The sequence below is a fragment of the Achromobacter sp. 1L-A-4-B-C2 genome (assembly GCF_057291955.1).
This window is the reverse complement of record NZ_JBXAWP010000001.1, coordinates 1,483,182-1,505,094: the sequence shown is the minus strand read 5'-3', so window position 1 is coordinate 1,505,094 and position 21,913 is coordinate 1,483,182. Positions and strand designations below refer to the sequence as shown.

20 protein-coding genes are annotated in these 21,913 nt (G+C 61.4%); 17 read left to right on the top strand and 3 right to left on the bottom strand.

The window, feature by feature from the left end:
* Nucleotides 1-52 precede the first annotated feature (52 nt).
* From AC0Z35_RS06930 to clsB, 12 genes are all read left to right on the top strand, one after another.
* On the top strand, nt 53-538 hold the full coding sequence (locus tag AC0Z35_RS06930; protein ID WP_050448331.1) for a GAF domain-containing protein: 486 nt from the start codon (nt 53-55) through the stop codon (nt 536-538).
* A gap of 320 nt (nt 539-858) precedes the next feature.
* Nucleotides 859-1,752, top strand: a complete 894-nt coding sequence (dapA, locus tag AC0Z35_RS06925; protein WP_485131051.1) for a 4-hydroxy-tetrahydrodipicolinate synthase — start codon at nt 859-861, stop codon at nt 1,750-1,752.
* Nucleotides 1,753-1,887: 135 nt separating this feature from the next.
* Complete coding sequence (locus AC0Z35_RS06920; RefSeq protein WP_046802936.1) at nt 1,888-2,664, top strand: sterol desaturase family protein; 777 nt, start codon at nt 1,888-1,890, stop codon at nt 2,662-2,664.
* Complete coding sequence (locus AC0Z35_RS06915; protein ID WP_205571597.1) at nt 2,624-3,556, top strand: fatty acid desaturase family protein; 933 nt, start codon at nt 2,624-2,626, stop codon at nt 3,554-3,556. The genes AC0Z35_RS06920 and AC0Z35_RS06915 overlap by 41 nt, the downstream gene beginning before the upstream one ends.
* A 32-nt stretch (nt 3,557-3,588) precedes the next feature.
* Nucleotides 3,589-5,556, top strand: a complete 1,968-nt coding sequence (locus AC0Z35_RS06910; protein ID WP_485131052.1) for an iron-containing redox enzyme family protein — start codon at nt 3,589-3,591, stop codon at nt 5,554-5,556.
* Nucleotides 5,553-6,449 carry a DUF6999 family protein gene (locus tag AC0Z35_RS06905; RefSeq protein WP_104142521.1) on the top strand — a complete coding sequence of 299 codons (897 nt, stop codon included), beginning with the start codon at nt 5,553-5,555 and terminating at the stop codon, nt 6,447-6,449. Before AC0Z35_RS06910 ends, AC0Z35_RS06905 begins: the two co-directional genes overlap by 4 nt.
* 192 nt (nt 6,450-6,641) lie before the next feature.
* The gene (locus tag AC0Z35_RS06900; protein WP_046802939.1) at nt 6,642-7,925 is read left to right on the top strand and encodes a putative Na+/H+ antiporter; all 1,284 of its coding nucleotides are present in this window, start codon (nt 6,642-6,644) and stop codon (nt 7,923-7,925) included.
* Nucleotides 7,926-8,132: 207 nt separating this feature from the next.
* Nucleotides 8,133-8,468: an FmdB family zinc ribbon protein gene (locus AC0Z35_RS06895; RefSeq protein WP_319307568.1), complete on the top strand. Its 336-nt coding sequence runs from the start codon at nt 8,133-8,135 to the stop codon at nt 8,466-8,468.
* A 17-nt stretch (nt 8,469-8,485) separates the two neighbouring features.
* The gene (locus AC0Z35_RS06890; RefSeq protein ID WP_046802941.1) at nt 8,486-9,151 is read left to right on the top strand and encodes a DUF502 domain-containing protein; all 666 of its coding nucleotides are present in this window, start codon (nt 8,486-8,488) and stop codon (nt 9,149-9,151) included.
* Nucleotides 9,152-9,191: 40 nt separating this feature from the next.
* The gene (aspS, locus tag AC0Z35_RS06885) at nt 9,192-10,979 is read left to right on the top strand and encodes an aspartate--tRNA ligase (RefSeq protein WP_046802942.1); all 1,788 of its coding nucleotides are present in this window, start codon (nt 9,192-9,194) and stop codon (nt 10,977-10,979) included.
* A gap of 271 nt (nt 10,980-11,250) precedes the next feature.
* Entirely contained in the window at nt 11,251-12,117 is an 867-nt protein-coding gene (locus AC0Z35_RS06880) for an endonuclease/exonuclease/phosphatase family protein (protein ID WP_046802943.1), read from the top strand.
* The gene (gene clsB / locus AC0Z35_RS06875; protein WP_104142525.1) at nt 12,114-13,325 is read left to right on the top strand and encodes a cardiolipin synthase ClsB; all 1,212 of its coding nucleotides are present in this window, start codon (nt 12,114-12,116) and stop codon (nt 13,323-13,325) included. Before AC0Z35_RS06880 ends, clsB begins: the two co-directional genes overlap by 4 nt.
* Nucleotides 13,326-13,334: 9 nt before the next feature.
* Here clsB and AC0Z35_RS06870 read toward each other — a convergent pair whose 3' ends face one another.
* Genes AC0Z35_RS06870 through AC0Z35_RS06860 form a run of 3 tightly spaced genes read right to left on the bottom strand, consistent with a single transcriptional unit; the run spans nt 13,335 to nt 16,244 of the window.
* Nucleotides 13,335-14,204 (bottom strand): DMT family transporter, encoded by an 870-nt coding sequence (locus AC0Z35_RS06870; RefSeq protein WP_104142527.1) that lies wholly within the window; start codon nt 14,202-14,204, stop codon nt 13,335-13,337.
* Nucleotides 14,205-14,222: 18 nt separating this feature from the next.
* Nucleotides 14,223-15,641, bottom strand: a complete 1,419-nt coding sequence (locus tag AC0Z35_RS06865) for an MFS transporter (RefSeq protein WP_104142528.1) — start codon at nt 15,639-15,641, stop codon at nt 14,223-14,225.
* Nucleotides 15,642-15,674: 33 nt separating this feature from the next.
* Nucleotides 15,675-16,244: an SRPBCC family protein gene (locus AC0Z35_RS06860; RefSeq protein ID WP_046802946.1), complete on the bottom strand. Its 570-nt coding sequence runs from the start codon at nt 16,242-16,244 to the stop codon at nt 15,675-15,677.
* Nucleotides 16,245-16,694: 450 nt separating this feature from the next.
* Between AC0Z35_RS06860 and AC0Z35_RS06855 the strand changes: the two genes are divergently transcribed.
* The 5 genes from AC0Z35_RS06855 to AC0Z35_RS06835 all read left to right on the top strand — a co-directional run bounded on the left by AC0Z35_RS06855 (nt 16,695) and on the right by AC0Z35_RS06835 (nt 21,844).
* Nucleotides 16,695-17,816 carry an MraY family glycosyltransferase gene (locus AC0Z35_RS06855; protein WP_485131053.1) on the top strand — a complete coding sequence of 374 codons (1,122 nt, stop codon included), beginning with the start codon at nt 16,695-16,697 and terminating at the stop codon, nt 17,814-17,816.
* A gap of 63 nt (nt 17,817-17,879) precedes the next feature.
* Entirely contained in the window at nt 17,880-19,805 is a 1,926-nt protein-coding gene (locus tag AC0Z35_RS06850; RefSeq protein WP_485131054.1) for a hypothetical protein, read from the top strand.
* Nucleotides 19,802-20,794, top strand: a complete 993-nt coding sequence (locus AC0Z35_RS06845; RefSeq protein WP_485131055.1) for a glycosyltransferase family 2 protein — start codon at nt 19,802-19,804, stop codon at nt 20,792-20,794. The genes AC0Z35_RS06850 and AC0Z35_RS06845 overlap by 4 nt, the downstream gene beginning before the upstream one ends.
* 1 nt (nt 20,795) lies before the next feature.
* Nucleotides 20,796-21,509, top strand: a complete 714-nt coding sequence (locus tag AC0Z35_RS06840) for a class I SAM-dependent methyltransferase (RefSeq protein WP_485131056.1) — start codon at nt 20,796-20,798, stop codon at nt 21,507-21,509.
* Nucleotides 21,506-21,844 carry an EamA family transporter gene (locus AC0Z35_RS06835; protein WP_485131057.1) on the top strand — a complete coding sequence of 113 codons (339 nt, stop codon included), beginning with the start codon at nt 21,506-21,508 and terminating at the stop codon, nt 21,842-21,844. Before AC0Z35_RS06840 ends, AC0Z35_RS06835 begins: the two co-directional genes overlap by 4 nt.
* The last annotated feature ends 69 nt before the right edge of the window (nt 21,845-21,913 follow it).

Genomic DNA, 21,913 nt, shown 5'->3' with positions numbered 1-21,913 from the left:
ACCCCTAAAATCACCTGCATCGAAAACCGCCTGTACAGTTACATTTATCGCCATGTTCGAAGCCGCCCCGATCGTCGCCGAGTCCAAGTCCGCCCTGTACGCCGAATTGGTCGCGCAGGCCCGCGCGCTGCTGGAGGGCGAGCCCGACCGCATCGCCAATGCCGCCAACCTCAGCGCGCTGGCGTACCAAGCCTTGCCCGATCTGAACTGGGCGGGCTTTTATTTCTTTGACGGCACCGAACTGGTTCTTGGCCCGTTCCAAGGCAAGCCGGCCTGCGTGCGCATTCCGCTGAATCGCGGCGTGTGCGGCGCGGCCGCCAGCCAGCGTCAGACGCAGCTGGTGCCGGACGTGCACGCATTTCCCGGCCACATTGCCTGCGATGCCGCGTCGCGTTCCGAAATCGTGGTGCCGCTGGTGCATCAAGGCGAATTGATCGGCGTGTGGGATGTGGACAGCCCCGTGCCCGACCGCTTCGACGAAGACGACCGCCAAGGCATGCAGGCGCTGTGCGCCGTGTTCCTGGCCAGCCTGGGCTAAGCGCCGGCCGTTGACACGCCAACGGCCGCCCGGTAGATTTCCGCATCAGCCGCCGACGCGCGTCTTATTGTTTTATTCATTCATGATTCATCAGGCCATCCAATCCGCTTCCTGCATCCGCGCCCTGGGCGTGGTGCCGGCTGCCGTCGGCCTGAAATCCAAAAAACAGCCGCTCATCTGACCGGAGCATGCTGTTCCGTCAGATGGGCGACGGAACAGCGGCCTTCTGGCGGCGCTTTGGCGCCTCTTGCGCACCCCTGATATCCCGAGCACTTCTGTACGGTCCAACCGCGGTCCGCTTACATCGAAGGAGTGTTCTCATGTCCATTCAACAATCTGTGTTCCAAGGCGTGTGGGTGCCGCTGGTCACGCCGTTTTCGGGCGGTGCTGTCGACGGGGGCGCCTTGCGTCGCCTGGTGCGCCACTACGCGGCGGCGGGCGTCGACGGGCTGGTCGTGTGTGGCAGCACCGGCGAGGCCGCCTCATTGGACGACGCCGAGCAACTGGCGGTGCTGGACGCCGTGCTGACCGAAGCCGGCCGGCTGCCCGTCATCATGGGGCTGGCGGGCAACCACCAAGGGCACGTGCTGCAACGCCTGTCCGCCTTTGGCACGCGGCCGCTGGCCGGCATCCTGGCCCCGGCGCCGTATTACGTGCGAGCGGGCCAAGACGGGGCCGCCGCCTATTTTTGCCGCCTGGCCGATGCTTCGCGCTTTCCCCTGGTGCTGTACGACATTCCCTACCGCACGGGCACAACGCTTGAGACATCGACGTTGCTGTCGCTGGCCGCGCATCCGAACGTGGCGGCCATCAAGGATTGCGGCGGGTCGCTGGACAAGACGCTGGCCTTGATAACCGACGGCCAGATGAATGTGCTGGCGGGCGAAGACCTGCAAACCTTATCGGTGCTGTGCCTGGGCGGGGCGGGCATGATCGCGGCCGCCGCGCATGTGCGGCCCGATCTGTTCGTCGCCATGTACCAAGCGGTGCGCGCACAGCAGCTGGACGTCGCTCGGCGGTTGTTCCACGCCTTGACGCCGGTGATCCGCCTGGCCTTCGAAGAACCCAACCCCGGGCCGCTGAAGGCGCAGCTGAGTCGTCAAGGCTTGTTGATCGACGAATTGCGGCTGCCGATGCCGGCCGCCAGCGCGGCGTTGGCGGTGCGTCTGGATGCGGCCGTTGCCGGCCTGAACCGCCAGTTTCCTTGCCAGTAGACGGAAGTTAGGCCGCGATCACGTTGCGGTCCATCAGCTTTGTGTTGCCCGGATTCATTTGGTAATAAATGCCCTACCGGGATGCTGACGGATTGCTTATGATGCGGCCATTCTTCGGGGTGAAACAAAACGTTCATGGCCCAAGCTTTTGAAGCCTTGTCCGCCTGGCAGGTGATGCTGGCGGGGCTGCTGTTTTTCGGCGGCATCTATCTGGTCTTCGGCGCGGCTACCTGGCTGCTGACCCAGCACGTGTTGCCCGCACTGGGCATCGGCAAGCCGCTGGATCCGCGCCCCTTGGGGCCCGGCCAGCTACGCCGGGAACTCGCGCAATCCGGCCTGTCCATCCTGCTGTTCGGCACCGGCATGATTTTCCCGTGGGGCCTGCTGCAACTGGGCTGGGCGCATCTGGACCCGAACCCCAGCTGGCAAAAAGTCGTGGTCGAAATCCTGGTGCTGGTGGCCTGGAACGATGTCCATTTCTGGGTCAACCACCGCTTGCTGCACACCAAGCTGCTGCGTCGTTTCCACCTGCCGCATCACCGCTCCGTGGTTACAACGCCGTTCTCGACCTACAGCTTTCACCCCATCGAAGCGCTGATGCTGGGCAACGTCATCATGCTGCCGATGGTGTTGCATGATTTCAGCTTTTGGGCGCTGGCGTCGGTGCCGCTGTTCAGCCTGTTCTTCAATTGCATCGGCCATGCCAACTACGACTTTTTCCCCAAGGTGTCCTACGCGCATTGGTTCGCCGCCAGCCGGCGTCACCATCTGCATCACGCCTGCTACAACGGCAATTACGGTTTTCAGTTTACGTTTATGGACCGCCTGTTTCGGACGCGCCTGAAGGCCGAGGCCGCGGCAAACCAGCTGGATGCATTCCAGCGCAGAGACGCTGTTGGCGGCAAAGCCTGACACCCGGCGGCGCCTGCCGTCCTTGCGCAACCGGCGCGACTGGCAAAGCCTGGCCTACCTGGCCACGCTGCCCGCGCTGGCGGCCTGGCAATGGGTGTACGGATTCTGGTGGCCGCTTTACGCGCTGATGCTGTTCTTGACGCTGGGCATCGGCGTCATCCACCACAACCACACCCACATCCGCATGTGGCGCGGCCGCTGGACCAACCGCGCAACCGATTTCTGGATCACGCTGCTGCAAGGGCACCCGACCTTCGTCTTTTACCCGGCCCATGTGGCGAATCATCATCGCTACAAGCATGGTGCGCGCGACGCCGCGCGCACCTATCGTTTTGGCGGCGACACCAACCACCTGTGGGGCTACGTGCTGCACCCGTTTCAGGCGGGCTGGGTGCTGTACCCGATGTTCTTCGCGTGGCTGGGCCGGCTGCGCCGCCACTGGCCGGGCGCGTGGCGTTACAGCATGGCGCAATACGGGGCGTGGCTGGGGCTATGGGGTGGGCTGCTGGCCGTGAACCCCGTCAAGGCGCTGGTGTTCGTGATCGTGCCGCAACTGCATGGCCTGCATTGGTTGCTGGCCACCAACTACTTGCAGCACGCCCATGCCGACGGCGGGCCGCGCCATGTTGCCGGCCTGAACTACGCACGCAATTTTGAAGGGCTGGTCAACCCGTTGCTGTTCAACATCGGCCTGCACACCGCGCATCACGAGCACCCGCGCGCGCATTGGTCCGAACTGACCCGGCTGCATCGCGAACACTATCGCGCGCGCGTCAACCCGGCGCTCAATGAAGCGGGGCTGGTGCCGTATATGTTCCGTGTCTTCGTGCTGGGCGCCTTCGTACCGCGCCTGCGCAGCCGTTCCTGCATGGCGCCCGAGCATGTTCGCTAGCGCCTTACCCATTACCACTCGAGGCCTGTCACATGCCTATCGCGTTTAATCGTGTCTACCTGGAAGGCGCCGGCTATTTCATGCCGGGCGAACCCGTGTCCAACGAGGCGATGGACAACTACATCGCGCCGCTGAACCGCATGTCCAGCCGCATCAAAGGCCGCATCCTTGCCGAGAACGGCATCAAGCACCGTTACTACGCTATCGACGCGGAAGGCCAGACGGTCTATACGAATGCGCAGCTGGCGGCCAACGCCATTCGCGATTGCCTGCGGCGCGCCGACAGCGACCTGTCGGCCGTGTCCATGCTGACCAGCGGGTCGTCGGGCGGCGACGCCCTGATGCCGGGTTTCGCCAACATGATCCAGGGCGAGCTTGCTGCTCAGCCGATGGAAACGCTGTCGGTGCACGGCATCTGCGCGGCGGGGGTATCGGCGATCCAGGCGGCGGCGCAAGGCGTCGAGATGGGCGGGCACGCCAGTGCGCTGGCCGTGGCCAGCGAATTGCCGTCGCGTCTGTTCAAGCGATCGCGCTTTGCGGCGCGCGGGTACGACGCCGATTTCGATGCGCATTTCCTGCGCTGGATGCTGTCCGACGGCGCGGGCGCCTTGCTGCTGGGCAACAGCGGCCGCGCGCTGGCCGGGGCGTCCAAGGGCGTCAGGCTGAAACTGAAGTGGGTGCATCAGAGGTCGTTCTCGGGCGATTACCCGGTGTGCATGCAACTGGGCCTGTCCGCCGACCGCGCAAAGGGCCATCTGGACTATCCGTCCTGGAACGAGGCCGAAGCCGACGGCGCCTTGTCGCTGCGCCAGGACATCCGGCTGTTGCCGCATCTGTTCGACATCGGCATCCATGAATACGCCAAGCTGGTGCGCGATGGTTGGGTGGACCCGGATCAGGTCGACCATTTCCTGTGCCATTACTCGTCGGAAAAATTCATCCCCGTGGTCGAAGACCTGATGGAAAAGGCCGGCCTGGTGATTCCGCGTGAACGCTGGTTCAGCAACCTGGCGTGGCGCGGCAATACGGGCGCGGCGTCGATTTTGATCATGCTGGCCGAGTTCCTGGAAACGCGTGAGATCAAACCGGGCGAACAGATTTTTTGCTATATCCCCGAGTCGGGGCGTTTCATGGCGGCCTACATGTTGCTGGAAGCGGAAGCGGTGCAGGCGCCGGCCGTGGCCGGGGCGTCGCCGTCCACGGCCGATCATCCTGTGAATCTGGCCGCAAACCCGGCCGCCAAATCCACCGCCCGCATCGACACGCAAAGCGATGACGCCGACGCCATCGCGCCGCCACATGACCCCGACATGGCCCCGCAAGGCTTGGGCCAGTTGCTGACCGAGCTGGCCGCCATCTGGCACGACTACCGTTCGCGCGTGTGGCGCACGCCGGTGGTGCGCCGCTTGCGCCGCCGCGAATTCCAGACGGGCGATTATCTGAACTGGATGGAAAACTGGATTCCCCAGGTGCGCGAAGGCAGCAAGTGGATGCGCGAGGGCGCGGCGTCGCTGACCGAGCAATACGCGCCGCTTGCCGCGCTGATCGACATGCACGCGGGCGAAGAGCAAAACGATTTCCAGATCCTGTTCCAGGACTACCGCACGGCGGGCGGCACCGTGGACAACATCGACGCCTTGCACCGCAACCCCGGCGGCGAAGCGCTGAACGCCTATCTGCACGGCCTGGCCGCCACGCGTGACCCGATCGGGCTGCTGGGCGCCATCTACATCATCGAAGGCACGGGCCAGCGCATCGTGCCTGCGCTGCTGCCCTTGCTCAAGGCCAGCCTGAAGCTGCCGCCCGACGCATTCCGCTTCCTTGAATATCACGGCCACAACGACGAGCATCACCTGGCGCGCTGGCTGTCGGCCGTGGAACTGGCGCTGGATTGCGACGAAGACGGCCGCGCCGAACAACGCATCGTGGACACCGCCCGCCGCACCGCCGCGCTGTACCTGATGCAGTTCCACCATGTCATGGAGGGCGATGCCGCATGAGCAAGGAACCCGAATTCCTGGCCAAGGCGCATGATCCGGCCGACCCCAGCCCTTGGCTGGCCTTGTACCTGGACCGCAGCACGCCGCTGCCAGACAAGGTGAAAAAGGCCTGGCTGACCGATTCCAGTTGCGCCTCGCGTCAGTACCTGCTGCCGTTCCTGCGTCCGCTGGCGCGCGCCTTCATCATCGTGATCCAGGTGGTCAAGACGTTCCTGCCGCGCCGCTGGTCGCATTCCCGGCTGCTGCATCGCATCCTGGCCTGGGGGCTCAAGCGCTTCGTATCGCCCGAGGCCAACTGGCTGATCCTGCGGCACTTTCACCTGGGCGCGCAGGCGCTGGCGTTCATCGGCGCGAACTCGCCGGTACCGATCACGACCACGCCGCTCAAGCCGTTGGACATTGACGATCTGAAGGACGAACTCTTCGTCAAGCACGACCTGAACCTGTTCAACTTCGTGATCCGCCTGAACCAGGCACTGCGCGAGGCCGGCGTGGAAATGCATGCGCCCAAGTCGGTCGATTTCTCGATGATCGAGGACCCGCCGCTGAAGCTGGAAGACATGCCGCAAGGCAAGCTGAACTTCCTGGACCTGCAAAGCGCCATCGAACTGTTTACCCCGCTGTACCAGTTGATGCTGACCGACAACGACTTCTGGCGCGCGGCCAACTCGTTGCAGCTGGATGAAACCATCGGCATCTACGCGGCCAAATTGCTGGGCGCGCCGCAGCACCTGATCCTGGTCAACAACAGCCACCCGCTGGTGCCGATGTCGACCTTGCGGGCGGGCTATCGACTGGTGTTGCACGGCCTGTCCACCGAGATGCTGCACAGCTTGCTAATGGAGATGAAGGCCGCGCAACAGGGCGCGGAACCGCCCGCGCCGATCAGCTAGAAGGGGGCGCGGGCAGCAGAGCGTCTTCAGGAGTCACTTGGTGTAGACCCTGCGTTACACGGAAATAGGGCTGCGTTATATTGCCTGCCTTGTTCGGTAAGCAGCGCCGGATCGCGGTTGCGTCGCGCATGGTTTGCGCCCCGCATCGCAGGTTTTTCCGTTGCGTGATTCCTTATTTCGGAAGTCCCTCTTATGCCCCAGCCCATTGAAGTCATTGCCACCATCCTGTTCGCGGTGGCGGTTCTTCATACCTTTTCCGTTCCCGTTTTTGCGCGCCTGGCCCATCGCGGCGGCCCGCATGCCGGCATCTGGCATTTGTTCGCCGAAGTCGAAGCGGTGTTCGGCGTCTGGGCGTTCGCGCTGATCGTCGCGATGGCCGCGCTGACCGGTCCGGCCAGCGCCATCAGTTACATGGACACGCGCAACTTCACCGAGCCGCTGTTCGTTTTCGTGATCATGGTGGTGGCGGCCAGCCGGCCGATCCTGGAAATGGTGGGCCTGATGGTGCGCGTCGTGGCGCGCGTGCTGCCCTTGCCGCGCGAACTGGCCACCTTCTTCGTGGTGATGGCGCTGGTGCCGCTGGGCGGCTCTTTCATCACCGAGCCCGCCGCGATGACGCTGGCCGCGATCCTGCTGCGTGACGCCTATTTCCGCACGAGCGGCCGCGCCGGCTTCAAGTACCTGACTCTGGGCGTGCTGTTCGTAAACGTGTCGATCGGCGGCGTGCTGACCGCCTACGCGGCGCCGCCGGTGCTGATGGTGGCGTCCACCTTCGGCTGGGATTCCGCTTTCATGGCGCAGCACTTCGGCTGGCGCGCGGCGGTGGCCGTGTGCTTGAACGCCGGCTTGTTGACGTTTATCTGCCGCAAGGCGCTGATGGACCGCTCGGTGGGCACGGGCGGCGGTGTCGACGGCGCGCAAGGCTCGGATTCGCGACCGCCGGTGCCGATGCTGGTCATCGCCGTGCATCTGGTTTTCCTGGTAGCCGTGGTGCTTACCGCGCATCACCCGGCCATTTTCATGGGCCTGTTGATGATGTTCATCGGCTTTTCCGAAGCTTATAAGCGCCATCAGAACCGCCTGTTGATCAAGGAAGGCCTGATGGTCGGGTTCTTCCTGGCCGGGCTGGTGGTGCTGGGCGGTTTGCAGAAGTGGTGGTTGCAGGATCTGCTGGGCGGCTTGCAGCCGTTCGTGCTGTTCTGGGGGGCAACGGCGCTGACCGCCATTACCGACAACGCCGCGCTGACGTATCTGGGGTCGCTGGTTGAAGGCACCAACGAAGCCTGGCGCTACATGCTGGTGGCAGGCGCGGTGACCGGGGGCGGCCTGACCGTGATCGCCAACGCGCCGAACCCGGCGGGTTTCGCCATTCTGAAAAACCACTTTCCGGATGGCAGCATTTCGTCGGGACGGCTGTTTCTGTCCGCCTTGGGGCCCACCTTGATCGCGGCCCTGATGTTCCTGCTGCCGCTCTAGGAAAAGCCCGGCGACGCAAGGGTCGCGCCCTTGGGGATGCCGCTTGGCCCCCCAAGGCGTGACCGGGCACCGACGGTTTCCGAAAAACCGCTAAAATTCAAGACTTTCCCGAATTTTTTTCCGGCCTAGCCCCCCCCGTCGCTCCTGACCACTTCGTGTCTGGCGTTTGACGGCTTTGATTTCCGGGCGTGTGCCTCGGAGCCCCTGATGCCCATCTACGCTTATAAGTGCAGCGCCTGCGGCCATGCCAAAGACGTCTTGCAGAAGATTTCCGATGCGCCCCTTTCGGTTTGCCCCGAATGCGGCCAAAGCACGTTCTCCAAGCAGGTGACCGCGGCTGGATTCCAGCTGAAAGGCTCCGGCTGGTACGTGACCGACTTCCGTAACAACGGTTCAAGTGGCGCAGCCGCCACGGGTGCCGCGGCGCCGTCGGAAGGTGCCCCGGCGGCCACGCCGGCGGCACCCGCCGCCAGCACCACGCCCGCACCGGCAGCCGCGCCTGCGGCCAGCCCCGCTGCGCCGGCCGGCGGTACGCCCGCCTAGAGCCCCCTGCGATGCGGATGCGCCTTATCAAGAAGTACTTCATCACCGGCTTGCTGATCTGGGTCCCCCTGGTCATCACGGTGTGGGTACTGGGCTTGCTGGTCGCCACCCTGGAAGGGTTCGTGCCCGGCTTCCTGTCGTCCGAATCGCTGTTCGGCATCGACATCCCGGGCTTCCGCTTCGTTCTGGTCATCGTAGTGGTGTTGCTGACGGGCATATTCGCGGCAAACCTCATCGGCCGTACCATGGTGGACCAGTGGGAAAGCCTGCTGGGCCGTATTCCGCTGGTGCGCTCCATCTACAACTCGGTCAAGCAGGTCAGCGACACCGTGCTGGCCCCCAATGGCCAGGCGTTTCGTCGGGCGGTACTGGTGCAGTACCCCCGCGCTGGTTCCTGGACCATCGCTTTCGTTACCGGCACGCCCAGCGGTGAAGTGGCCGGCCTGATGCCGGGCGACCACATCAGCGTGTATGTGCCCACGACACCGAACCCCACGTCCGGCTTCTTTCTGATGATGCCTCGCGCCGACGCGATCGATCTTCAGATGAGTGTGGACGCGGCATTGAAGTACATCGTTTCCATGGGCGTGGTCGCCCCGACCCAGGCGCTTGCGCCCGAGGGTCAACCGGCCCCGCTCTCTCCGGCAACCGGCGTGCAAGACGCGCCGCGAGCCGATTCGTAACCCTTACGCTCAAACTAAGCACACAACGGAGTCATCCCGCATGCGTACCTGCTACACCGGCCAGGTTTGCCGTGACCATCTCGGCCAGACCGTCACCCTGTACGGCTGGGTGAACCGCCGCCGCGACCACGGCGGGGTCATCTTCATCGACTTGCGCGACCGCGCGGGCCTGGCCCAGATCGTGTTCGATCCGGACAACGCCGCCTTCGCCACCGCCGAGCGCCTGCGCAATGAATTCTGCGTCCGCGTCACCGGCCTGGTGCGCGAGCGTCCGGCAGGCACCGCCAACAGCGAGCTGGCTTCGGGCGAAATCGAAGTGCTGTGCAAGGAAGTTGAAATCCTGAACGCGTCGGTCACCCCGCCGTTCCAGCTGGACGACGACAACCTGTCGGAGACGACCCGCCTGACGCACCGCGTGCTGGACCTGCGCCGCCCGCAAATGCAGCGCAACCTGATGCTGCGTTACCGCGTGTCGATCGAAACGCGCAAGTTCCTGGACCAGCTGGGCTTCATCGACATCGAAACTCCGATGCTGGCCAAGAGCACGCCCGAAGGCGCGCGTGACTACCTGGTGCCCTCGCGCGTGAACGCCGGCCACTTCTTCGCGCTGCCGCAATCGCCGCAGCTGTTCAAGCAGATGCTGATGGTGTCGGGCTTTGACCGCTACTACCAGATCACCAAGTGCTTCCGCGACGAAGACCTGCGCGCTGACCGCCAGCCCGAATTCACCCAGATCGACTGCGAAACGTCGTTCCTGAACGAATTCGAGATCCGTGAAATCTTCGAAAACCTGATCCGTCACGTGTTCAAGGTGGTGCAGGGCGTTGATCTGGCGCAGCCGTTCCCGATCATGCCGTGGACCGAAGCGATGCGCCGCTATGGTTCCGACAAGCCGGACCTGCGCGTGAAGCTTGAATTCACCGACATGACCGATGTCATGCGCGATGTGGACTTCAAGGTGTTTGCCGCCGCCGCCACGGCGCCCGGCAGCCGCGTGGTTGCCCTGCGTGTGCCCGGTGGCGCCGAAATGTCCCGCAGCGAAATCGATGGCTACACGCAATTCGTGGGCATCTACGGCGCCAAGGGCCTGGCCTACATCAAGGTCAACGAAGTGGCCAAGGGCCGCGACGGCCTGCAATCGCCCATCGTCAAGAACCTGCACGACGCTGCCCTGGCCGAACTGGTCAAGCGCACCGGCGCGCAAGACGGCGACATCATTTTCTTTGGCGCGGATCGCGAGAAGGTCGTCAACGACGCCATCGGCGCGCTGCGCGTGAAGATCGGCCACAGCGAATTCGGCAAGAAGACGGGCCTGTTCGAGGCCGGTTGGCAGCCGCTGTGGGTGGTTGACTTCCCGATGTTCGAATACGACGAGGAAGACGGCCGCTACACCGCCGCCCACCACCCGTTCACCAGCCCGAAGGACGGCCACGAAGACTTCCTGGAAACCGATCCCAGCAAAGCCTTCGCCAAGGCTTACGACATGGTGTTGAACGGTTGGGAAATCGGCGGCGGCTCGGTCCGTATCCACCGCGAAGAAGTCCAGAGCAAGGTGTTCCGCGCGCTGAAGATCGGCGCCGAGGAAGCTCAGGAAAAGTTCGGCTACCTGCTGGACGCGCTGCAATATGGCGCGCCTCCGCACGGCGGCATCGCATTCGGCCTGGACCGCATTGTCACGATGATGACCGGCGCCGAATCGATTCGCGACGTGATCGCCTTCCCGAAGACGCAACGCGCCCAGGATCTGCTGACGCAAGCGCCTTCCGAAGTCGACGAAAAGCAGCTGCGCGAATTGCACATCCGCTTGCGTAACGTCGAGGCTAAGTAAGCCCCCCCGAGGCGCCGGGGGCGCCTCCCCCCCAGGGGGGCGCCTCGCGGGACCGGCGGAGCCGGATCCTCGGCGGCCCGGCTTGTGGGGCGGCATGGGCTTGCGGCGGGTTGCGTTCTTGGCTGCGTGGCTACTTGTGAGTGTTTTGTCGCGGCAGGGTGTGGCTGAATTGGAGTAATCTGGCAAACGCCGCTTTGTTGGCGGTGCTTGCCGGAGCTGCTCTTGGGTCTGGCCAGTGGTTCCTCTGCTTTCAAAAGGCGCCATCGCTTTTATGTCGCTCATCCGTGTCGTCAGCTACAACATTCACAAGGGCCGTTCGGCATTGGGCCGGCTCGACTCCCTGAATGAACTTCGCTTGGGCCTGTATGGCCTGCGCCCGGATCTTGTCTTCCTGCAGGAGGTCCAGGGCCGCAACGAGCAACGATCCCTGCTCCACGCGCAACACGAATCACTTGCCGCCGCCTTGAGGCTGGACGTGGCCTATGGCCGCAACGCCATCCGTCATGCCACGGATCACGGCAATGCGCTGTTGTCGCGCTTTCCCATTCTTGACCACGAAAACCTGGACATCTCCGATCACCGGCTGGAGCAACGCGGGCTGTTGCACGCGCGTATCGAAGTCGATGACCGCCCGGTGCACTGTTTCGTTGTGCACCTGGGCCTGTTCGCCGGCAGCCGAACGCGCCAGGTGCTGGCGCTGACCGAGCGCATTCGTCGCATGGTGCCTGACGGTGAACCCATCCTGATCGCTGGCGATTTCAACGACTGGAACGACCGCCTGGCCCCGCTATTCGTACAGCAATTGGGGCTGTACGAAGTGTTCTCGCACGCGCCGCGCAGCCATGGTGGTGAATTGCCGCGCTTGCGCGATTCGGTCAAGCGCCTGAGCAACGCGTTGCGCGGCTTGCCCAACGGCGGCTTGTCCGTGATGGAACGCACCAATCAGCTGGGCATGGGCGGCAGCGCGCCGCCGCTGCTGCCGCCGCCCCGTACCTTTCCGGCCGTGTTCCCGTGGTTTCGCCTGGACCGCATTTATCAGCGCGGTTTCGCTGTGCGTAGCGCGCGCGTGTTGCGCGGGCGGGAATGGGCGCGCCTGTCCGATCATTCTCCCTTGCTGGCGGAGCTGGAACTCCCGTGAAGGCCGAGCAGGTCAAGTTGGAATGGACGGACGGCAACAGCATTCGCTTGTTGCAGAACGGTGCCGACTTTTTCCCCGCGCTCTGCGCGGCCATCGATGCCGCGCAGGTCAGCGTGCATCTGGAAACCTACATCTTCATGCTGGACCGCACAGGCGTCCAGGTGCTGGAAAGCCTGATGGCGGCAGCGCGGCGCGGCGTGAAGGTCAGGGTGGTGCTGGACGGTTTCGGCAGCGCCATGCATGTGGAAGCCGTGCGCGCCCGCCTGCTTGAAGCGGGCGCGCAATGCCGCATCTTCCGGCCCGAACCACGCTGGTTTGCGCGCTACATCCCATCACGCAGCCGCCTGCGCCGCCTGCACCGCAAGGTGACCGTGGTGGACGGCAGCATCGCATTCATCGGCGGCATCAATGTCGTGGACGACTACGACGACCTGGACCCGACCGACGGCATCCCTGGGCCGCGCTTTGACTTCGCGGTGCAAGTGCAAGGGCCGCTGGTCACCGAGGCGGCCTATGCGCAAGACCTGCTGTGGGTACGCCTGAACTGGGCACGGCTGCGCCGCCATCCGCGCGACTGGAACCGCATGCGGCTGACCAAGCCGCATCACGCGCACGTCAAGCCCTGCGGCACGCTGCGCGCCGCGCTGGTGCTGCGCGACAACCTGCGTTTTCGCCAGACGTTTGAACGCGCTTACCTGTATGGCATCACGCAGGCTCGGCGCGACATTCTCATCGCCAACGCGTATTTCTTTCCGGGGCGGCAATTTCGCCGCGCCCTGGCCAAGGCCGCCGCGCGGGGCGTGCGCGTGCGCCTGCTGTTGCAAGGCAAGGTCGAATACCGCATGCAGTATCACGCCACGCGCTCGCTATACGACCAGTTGCTGCGCGACGGCATTGAAATCTATGAGTACATGCCCAGCTACCTGCACGCCAAGGTTGCCGTGATCGACAACGTGGCGACGGTGGGCTCATCGAACCTGGACCCCTTCAGCTTGCTGCTGGCGCGCGAGGCCAACGTCGTCGTCGACGATCAGCCCTTTGCCTGGGATCTGCAAGAGCGCCTGGAAACGGCCATTCGCGAGGGTGGCAATTTCATCCGGCCGCTGGACTATCAGCGCCGGGGCTGGTTGCGGCGTTGGGTGGATGCGGCGTCCTACACGCTGCTGCGTATCGGCGTGGCGCTGACGGGCTCGTCCGACAAATACTGACGCGGCGGATCACGCGCGCCGCTTGACCAGTCCCAACGCCAGCGCGGTCCCAACCAGGATGATGGCGGCGCCCAGCACGATGGACGGCGTGATGCTTTCGTCCAGCAACCACGCACCCCACACCACGCCGAAGATCGGCACCAGGAACGTGACGCTGACCGCGCCGGTGGGGCCGACGTTGGCGATCAACCGGAAAAAGATGATGTAGGCCGCGCCGGTGCACACCACGGCAAGCAGCACCGTGGATATCCACGCCGTCATCGATGCGGGCGTCTCCGGCCAGGCGGACACGGCCAACGGCAGCAGCACCAGCGAGGCCGCGATCATGCTGCCCGTGGCGCTGGCCAGCGCGTCCACGCCCGTCAGGAAGCGCTTGGTCCAGTTCGCGGCGAGGCCGTAGAAAACGGGTGCGGAAACGGCGGCAAGCACGGCGGGGCCGGTGCCCCCGGCCTGGAAGTTAAGCTTGTCCCACACCAGCACGATGATGCCCACGAAGCCGATCAGCAGACCCAGCGACCGCATCCACGGCAGCCTGTCCTTGAGCCACAGCCATCCCACCACGGCGCCCCACACGGGCGTTACCGCGTTGGCCACGGACAGGAACCCCGCGCCCAACGATTGCGCGGCATAGGCATACAGCAAGAACGGTACGGCGGCGTTCAGGGTGCCGACCACCAGCAGGGCCTTCCAGTGCCGCGCAATCACGGGCAGCTTGCCGCGCCACATCGCGGCGGGCAGCAAGAACAGCGCGGCCAGGCCGACGCGAAGTTCGATCAGGGCGACGGGCCCGAAATCGTTGACGGCAAGCCGCATGAACAGAAAGGAACCGCCCCAGACCCCTGCCAGCAGCAGCAGGTCCAGCAAATTGCGTTGACGCATGGTGTGTCTCGGTGAGCCTTATTTGCGGCTGGTGACCAGGTTCTTCATCTTGACCCGGTACGCCAGCAGCGCACAGGACAGGGACAGGACAATACACAAGACCAGCCCGGCCCGCACTCCGTTTAGTACCGTGCCATGCGAAATCATGATCCCGACCAGCGCGGTGCCCAGCGCGCTGCCGATGGCGCGCGTGGTTTGCACCAGCGCGGACGCCACGCCCACGTCTCGGCGTTCGCTCAGCATCTGCATGAAGAGCGTCAGATTGGGCAGCAGAAAGCCCAGCGCGCATCCGTTGACGAAGAACGCGGCAAGAATCCACCACGCCGACGTGCCAGGTGAAATCAGCAACACCATCAAGGTCCCGGCTGCCAGCAGCAGCCCGCCAAACACCATCAAGCGCTGCGGCTCGGTCTGCTTGGGAAACATGCGCCCGTTGATGATGCTGCCCACCGAAATCGCGGCAACTAGCGGCGTCAGCAGCAACCCGGCCTCGCTGGGGGTGTAGCCCAGCACCTGCTGCAACAGCAGCGGGCTGTAGAAGATCAGCACGAACATCACCGCGCCCACCATCATCGCGGCCAGGTTCAGCAGTTTGGATTCTTGTCCGGCCAGAACGCGCAGCGGGAAGATGGGCGACTTCACGCGGCGTTCGGTAGGAATCAGGATGGCGATGGCGGCCACGCCGATCACTGCCAACATGGCGCCCAGCAGGGGGTGGGCATGCTCGCCCTGGGCAAAGGCCAGCTCCAGCGCCGCGAGCGGCGCGCCCACGGCCAAGACGAGCAGGATGGCGCCCACCCAGTCGATTTTGCGGCTGCCGTCATGCATGGGGCGAATACGGGGAAAGTAGCGGGCCAACAGGAAAAACGCGCCTGCGGCCGCAACGGGAGATATGAAGAATGCCGCCCGCCAGCCCAGCGCCTGGGTCGCCGCGCCGCCCAGCACCGGGCCGATACCGCTGGCCATGGCAAAGGCGGCGGACACCAGCGCCATCCATCGCACGCGCTGCTTGGCGTCGGGAAACAGGTCGGCCGGCGCGGCGAAGGCGGTGGCAATCATCATGCCGCCGCCCACCCCTTGCAGGGTGCGGAAAACGATCAATTGGGTCATGGACTGCGCCAGGCCGCACGCAATGGAGCCCAGCGCGATGATCAGCACGGAAACCAGCATCAGCGGCTTGCGCCCGAACATGTCGCCCAACCGACCAAAGATCAGGATGGACGCCGCGGTGGCCAGCAGGTAGCCGGTGCCCACCCAGGCATAGAGCGCCATGCCGTTCAGCGCCTCGGCCACGCGCGGCAAGGTGGTACTGATGATGGTGGAATCCAGCGCGGCCAGCACCACGGTTGCCGAGACCCCCGCCATGGCCATCAGCAAATCCCTCTTGGAGCGGGTGGGATCGGCGGCGGGCTGGGTCGGTGTCGGCGGCGGAGTCATGCCGCCTAGGATATCACCGGCCCACTAGGGTTTTCACTTGTAAAACGAGTGGTAGCCCCAGAAAACCGCAATGATCACCACGACCAGCAGCCATGACCAGCGGGAATTGGACACGCCGCGAGGTTCAGGTTCGGGGGGAGGGGGCGGCGGCGCGATCCGCGGCTGGACGGCCATGTGGTCGATGAACGCGGCAAAGAACTTCTGGATGATCTTGTCGCCGGCTTTCAGCAACAGCCCTTCGCCACATTCAGCCAACTTGCCGCCCGCCATGCCGGCCACGGTATAGGCCACGCGGGTGCCCTGGTCCTTGGTGCTGAGATTGACCTGGGCGGTGCCGATGGCCAGGCAGGCCGCACGGCCCTTGCCTTCGAACACCAGGGTGCAGCTGTCGGGGGCGTTGACGTCCGAGAGCAGGATCTCGCCCTCGTAGTCGGTGTCGATCCCCGCGATATTGGCACGCAGGGTGACGGCGTATTCGGTAGGGCTGCGCATCGCAACTTCCACGCAACCCGGTATGCACTTCTGCAAGACTCTCGGGTCCGTCAACGCATCCCATGTCTGGTGCTGCGTCGAAGGAATCCATTGGGCATCGGCAATGCGCATGGCAGTCTCCTTTTAGAAGCTTTATGCGTTCATTCTTGCGCCGTTTGGAACTTTTGGCTACTGCTCAACGCCGATGGCCAGTGGCGGATCCGCCAAGCGGCGGCGCGATTTCAAGGCCGAGCATGGGAACGTCATCGAGAACCTAGCCGTCGAAACGGTTAAAGTTCTCCCCTGCGCGGGCGGTGGCTACGGGTGCCCAGTCGAATAGCCCTAGCGGAGGGCGACATGTGGCCCGTAGTGCGCCGGGCAGCCCTCACGGTAAAATCCGATCGTGCGCCAATGCGGCGCGCACGGGACAGTTCAGGGGACGTGCGACATGCGCATTGAGTTTGGGTGAAAACCCAACAAAACACCGGCCGTTGTGTACCAAAACGGCAATAAATATTGCGTAGCCCTCCATGGGGAGGGCTTAGTACTAAAATTGCGCGAAATTACAAACGCGGTGTTTTTATGGTTTATGTTCTAGTAGCATTCCTGATTTCGCTTGTGGTCACGCTCTTGCTCGTGCGCTACAACACGTTGCATGCCAAATATACCGCTGACCACGACGTATCCGGTATTCAGAAATATCATGTTGTTCCTGTGCCGCGAGTTGGCGGCGTGTCGATTATCGTCGCAATGTTTAGCATTTGCGGGCTGGTCGCATTCAGGGAGCCGTCATTGCATCAGGAGTTGCTGACGCTCATGGCAGTTTCCATGCCCGCGTTTCTCGGTGGATTGGCTGAGGACCTCACGAAAAGGGTGAGGGTCCTTGTGCGTCTAGGGCTGGCGATGGTGTCAGGAGGTGCCGCATATTATTTTCTTGGCGCGGAATTGACGCGCCTCGATATCATCGGCGTCGATTGGTTGCTTAAATTCACTGTCGTGTCGTTCATGTTTACGGCAGTCGCCATGGCTGGTGCAGCGAACGCGATCAATATCATCGATGGCTATAACGGACTCGCCGCGGTGATTTCAGCAATGATATTTGCAGGTTTCGCCTATGTCTCCTATTACCTGGGTGATAGGTTCCTTCTTGTGACTGCCGTGGGGATGATCGGCGCCATCGCGGGCTTTCTGGTATGGAATTACCCTCGCGGTCTCATCTTCTTGGGAGACGGGGGGGCTTACTTCGTGGGTTTCATGATCGGTGCGATATCGGTTCTCATGCTCGCCCGGCATCCGCAAGTTTCGGCATGGTTTCCGCTATTGCTATGTATTTACCCGGTTTTCGAAACTTTGTTTTCGATATATAGGAAGAAGTTCTTGAGGGGGCAGTCTCCCGGTATGCCGGACGGTGTGCATCTCCACATGCTTATATACAAGCGGTTAATCCGGTGGGCCGGCGGGCAGGAAGTGCGTCATCAGATCCGGCGGAATGCAATGACCTCACCGTATCTCTGGTTGCTGTCATCGTTTGCCGTCATACCGGCAGTGTTGTTCTGGCAGTACGAGTACATACTCATTTTGTTCGTTTTTCTGTTTTCGACCACCTACCTTATCCTTTACAGAAAGCTCGTCCGGTTCGATATGCCGAGATGGTTGGTAATGAGGCAGCGAAAACGGCCACGTCTCAAGAAAACGAAACTCTGAGAGCATCGTCCTGCTGGGATGTTGGGTAATTTTTAGATAATTCGGTTAATAGGAAGAATAATTGTGCTGTCCAACAGGAAGGGCGTTGTAATATCGGTGATATTCGCGTTGTTATTGCTGATAATGCTTCCCCTAAAACCGATCCTAGATGCCTCGGGAGCACTGAAGATAACCGCCACGGGTGAGCGGAACCCTCTGGCGAAATCGACCGAAGTCTGGCTTTCCTCGCCGCTGGTCAATGATGTCCGCGACTCCGCCACGCAATTGGATAGCGGCTGGGAGCGGCGCGACGGCAGTTTGGTTTCGTTTCAAAATCAACCTGCGACGATTCAAACCAATGCCCGGATCGGAGCCGGAGACACGTTGAATTTCACGAAGCATGAATATTCAGGAATTGTCGAAATCAGTAGTGGCGATTTTTCGCAACGTTATGACCTGTATTCCGCCACGCCGGGCACACTCAGAGTCGATCTCTATAGGACGCTGCCGCTTGAGTTGAATGTATGGCGCACGGCGCTGAAAGGCATCCTGATCTTTGTCACCGCGTTTATGGCGTTCCTTGCCGCGACGAAATTTTTAGCGCGCCTGCGTTCCGACAGTACGGGACCCGCTGCTTGCGAAAACAGCAAATTGCCGCTCAGCTTGTGGCTAGCGATTCCGAGCGTTCTCGTCTACGGGCTGGTGCTGGCAGCGTACTGGCCAGCGCAAATGTCGCCGGATTCGATCGACCAATGGAGGCAGATCGTCCACGGGTATTACGCGGACGCGCATCCCATTATGTCGACCTTCCTCTATAAATTGGCGTATTTGATATACCCCGCGCCTCAGGCGGCGGCTTTGCTTCAGATTATCGCCCTTACGGCTGTGACCTGGTTTTTCATGAAGGAAGCGATGGCGTGGGGTGTGCACCGAAATGTCGTAGCGGTATCGATGGTCATTTTTCCCCTGTTTCCGGCGAATTTCATGCTGGTCACTACGTTGTGGAAGGATGTGCCGTTCACCATAGGCATCATTCTGTTGAGTACGTTGGCTGCCCGGGAAGTCAGGCGCAACCTCACCCTAACGTGGAGCTCGATCGTTGCGATGAGCTTAGCGGGCGTGTTGACCTTTGGCGTCCGCCATAACGGAATCATCATTGTTGTCCTCTTTTTCGTGTTGCTCTTCGTCTTTGCGAAGGGCCGGCGCAGCAAATTGAGAGTTGGGGGAGCTTTGCTTGCTCAAATCGCCGTGTTCCTTATTTCGAAAACACTCTTGTTGAGCGTTCTTGGCGCGTATCCAGTTGCTCCTCATTACCGATCCATTTTTGCAGTTCACATACTGGGCGCTATGGAGAGCGCCGGCGTGCAGTTCGATTCCGCCGACAACGACCTGATGGAGAAAGTACTTCCACGCCAGGAGTGGATCCAAGGGTACAACTGCCAGTCGGTTGTTCCGTTGTTCTGGAATAAGCATGTTTCTTATAAATTACTTGCTGAAAGCGCGGGCGATTTGAACGCTCTGATGTTCAAGGAAATCTTGCGCCATCCCGGCGTGTTTCTACAGCATCAGCTTTGTGTTACAGGATTGATCTGGCGTATCGGTGGCATTGGTGACGAAATGGTCGCGATATCGCCGGGAGAAATCACCCCGATGCCGGAAGGCGAGGCTTTGGGTCTCAGTACCCGGCCGCTGCTGCCGGAAGCCAAGCAGGTGCTGGACAACTGGCATAGCCAGATCTTCGCGAAGAGCACCATCTACACTCGTCCCGCGCTATATATACTTCTTGGTCTGCTGGCCACGTTGATGGTGATGTATCGTAGCAAGTCCGCGGCGGCCTTGATATTCGCTCCGGCATTGCTCAATTGTGTCGGGCTCAGCGTGCTTATGAGCGCGCAGGACTATCGTTACTTATGGCCATCCGTGGCGATGTCGTTGCTGGTTGTCATGATGGCGATAGGCATGGCCGTCTCCGGTGCGCGGCTGGGCGAAATGACTAAACAGGCTCAATGATGTCTTCGAGAATTTCTGTAATTATTCCCAGTTATAAGGTCAAGAAGCACATTCTCGAGGTTATAAAGGGCATTGGACCGGAAGTCAGTCGGATATACGTTGTGGACGACTCCTGCCCTGACGACTCGGGGGCATTCGTCCGAGAGAATTGCGACGATCAACGAGTGATCGTGCTGCGCAATGAAGTGAATCAAGGCGTCGGTGGCGCTGTGATGGCGGGGTATCGGGCTGCCATTGCGGACGGTATGGATGTGATGGTAAAGCTGGACGGCGATGGGCAAATGGACCCTAGGCTCATTCCTGATTTTGTTGCACCTATACTTTGTGGGGAAGCTGACTATACCAAGGGGAATCGTTTTTTTGACCTCGAGGAGATCAGGGCCATGCCGAAGATCCGTTTGTTCGGAAATGCCGTGCTATCGTTCATGACAAAACTGTCGTCGGGATATTGGAATTTGTTTGATCCGACCAACGGATATACCGCCATTCATAGGGAAGTCGCTAAGCACTTGCCTATGGACAAAATAAGCAACCGGTACTTTTTCGAAACGGATTTGTTGTTCCGATTGAATACGTTGCGGGCCGTAGTGCTCGATGTGCCGATGGACGCAAAATATGGTGATGAAGTCAGTAATCTGAAGATCGGGAAAATCATCGGCGAATTTTTCTTCAAGCATATAAGAAATTTCTCGAAGCGTATTTTCTACAACTACTACTTGAGGGATATGTCCCTGGCTTCGATTGAATTGCCGTTGGGATGCTTGATGATTTTATTCGGAAGTTTGTTTGGTATCTACAATTGGATTGATGCGGCGGGCCACGGGTCGACCACCCCCGCAGGAACGGTGATGCTGTCTGCTTTGCCAATTATTGTCGGACTGCAATTGATATTGGCATTTCTGGGGCACGATATCAGTGCCGTGCCAGATAGGCCATTTCACCGCGTTCGTGGATATTCGGCGTTAAGTGTGAAAGATTCGGAGAAATGAAGTGCATAATGAAGACAAGGCTTGGGTGGAATATCGGGAGAAATTCGCCGATGTCTACGATGAGCGCAACTACGAAAGTCCGCTGCAATCCTGGGTGATGCGCGCGAGCCACAAGCTCACTGAACGGCAATTTGACAGCAGCGTCCAGTTTGGTCGGGTTTTGGAAATTGGAGCGGGTACTGGCGAACATTTGCCGTTTGTCAGACATCAATTTGACGAATATGTCCTGACCGATATGGATCCCAAGACGCTGGATATCGCCGCCAAGAAGATTGGCGACCAGTATGGTGGACGCGTTTCGTATTCGGTGCAGACCGGGGCCGACATCGATTGCGCTGATAATAGCTATGATCGGGTTATCGCCACGCATGTGCTCGAGCATATCTACCATCCCCACCTAGCCTTGAAGGAATGGCGGCGGGTGCTGAAGCCGGGGGGCACGTTGTCAATCCTTATTCCTACCGACCCTGGATTTGCATGGCGCCTGGGGCGGCGTCTTGGTCCGCGTAAAGCCGCATTGGCGATGGGGATTCCTTACGACTACGTGATGGCGCGCGAGCACGTGAACCCTTGCAATAACCTTATGGCGCTTTTGAAGCACTATTTTCCAGAAGCTCAGGAATCTTGGTGGCCCACCAGACTGCCTGCGATGGACCTGAATCTTTTCGTGGCATTTCACGCGGTTGTTGATAAGCCTGATGTGGCAAGCCGATGATTTACATTGCCGCCGTGTTGTGCGTCGTCGGGTTGGCAATTGGCCAGATCCTGTTCAAAGTAAGTGCGTCTGCGCTGGCGCAGTCAGGCACGTTTTTTTCGACAAAACCGCTTGGTGCCTTGTTCGCTGCAATGGTGCTCTACGGAATTACGTCGATCACTTGGGTCTGGGTGCTGCAACGCGTCGAACTCGGGCGGGTGTACCCCATCATGGCACTGGCATTCGTCTTGGTTCCGCTGGGAAGCCATCTCATTTTCGGGGAGCGATTCAGCACGCAGTACTTTTTCGGCATTGCGTTGATCATGGTTGGGATTGTCGTGGCAGGAAAAGCCTAGGATTTTCAGGCGGTTGGCCGCCGTTACCCGACGCTTCCGAACGTGTGGAATAGCAAGAAAGCGCAAAGA